The organism is Pseudoflavonifractor phocaeensis, from assembly GCF_016901735.1.
Classification (GTDB): domain Bacteria; phylum Bacillota; class Clostridia; order Oscillospirales; family Oscillospiraceae; genus Pseudoflavonifractor_A.
Genome location: NZ_JACLZC010000150.1, coordinates 1 through 1,101 on the forward strand (window position 1 = coordinate 1; position 1,101 = coordinate 1,101).

Genomic DNA, 1,101 nt, shown 5'->3' on the forward strand with positions numbered 1-1,101 from the left:
CGGTTGAGCCGCCGGGCCAGCGCCGCCAGCCCACAGCCCTCCCCCCGCCGGGCAAAGAGCCAGCGCACCACCGGTCCCGTCTCCCCGTCGATGACCACCGTTCTCCCCTCCTTCCGGTAGCCGTAGGGCACAAAGGCCGGGACCAGAGCGCCCAGCCTCGCCCGGGTTTGCTTGGCGCTGGCAATCTTCCGGGACAGGTCCGCGCTGTAACTCTGGTGCATCAGGGCCTTGAGAGCGTTTTCCAAAGCGCCGGCCCCGCCCTGGCCCCTCTCGCTGTCCAGGCCGTCGCTTGCCGACAGAAACCGCACCCCAAAAAAGGGAAAAATCTGCTCCACCCAGTCGCCCACCGCCAGATAGTCCCGCCCCAGCCGGGACAGGTCCTTCACCGCCACACAGACCACCGCTCCCCGCCGCAGGTCGGCCGTCAGCCGCTGAAAGGCGGGACGCCGGAAGTGGGTGCCGGTGACGCCCCGGTCGACGTAATCCACCCGGGGCAGGCCGGACAGCTCCGGCAGACCGTCCAGGCAGGCGTCCACGACGGCCCGCTGGGCCTCGATGCTCTCCCCCGCCTCCGGGTCGTCGTCCGAAAGGCGCAGATAGCGGGCGACGATCCCCTTTTTTACCGCTCTTCCCACGGATATTCCCCCTCCCCATCGGGATAAAAGCTCCGCCACACCGCCCCAAAGAGGGCGTCCGGCACCAGCGCCGGCACCTGACCGGCCACGTAGCGCCGCTTGGGCGGCGGAATGGGCCTGGGCCGGTCCCCCCGGTAGGACGGGGCCGTGCTCTGGCGCAGGGGAAGATAACCGGCGTACACCGGGTCGGTGAGGATGCGCCGTATGACCTCCGGCCGCCGCCCCGCCGCCCGGGCCAGGCCGGAAACGCTCCACCCCGCCGCCCGCCGCGCAAAGAGCTGCCGCACTGCCTCCGCCTCCTCCGGTTGGGGGCGCAGACTGTGCTTTTCTTCCCCCCATGCGTAGCCGTAAGGGGGCTTTTTGCCCCAAAATACCCCGTCTTGCCGCCGCACGGCAATGGCCGATCCGATCTTCTCCCCCAGGTCCCGGGCGTAAAAGTCATGCCCCATGCACCGCAGCGCCCGGT

At 69.9% G+C, this 1,101-nt stretch carries 2 protein-coding genes; both read right to left on the reverse strand.

Features of this window, described 5'->3' with window-relative positions:
• Window positions 1-635, reverse strand: a 635-nt coding sequence (locus H7U37_RS14925; RefSeq protein ID WP_204876944.1) for a recombinase family protein, incomplete at its 3' end; no start/stop codon positions are given.
• The coding region (locus tag H7U37_RS14930) for a recombinase family protein (protein ID WP_204876945.1) at window positions 620-1,101 on the reverse strand (482 nt) is incomplete at its 5' end. The genes H7U37_RS14930 and H7U37_RS14925, both read right to left, overlap by 16 nt.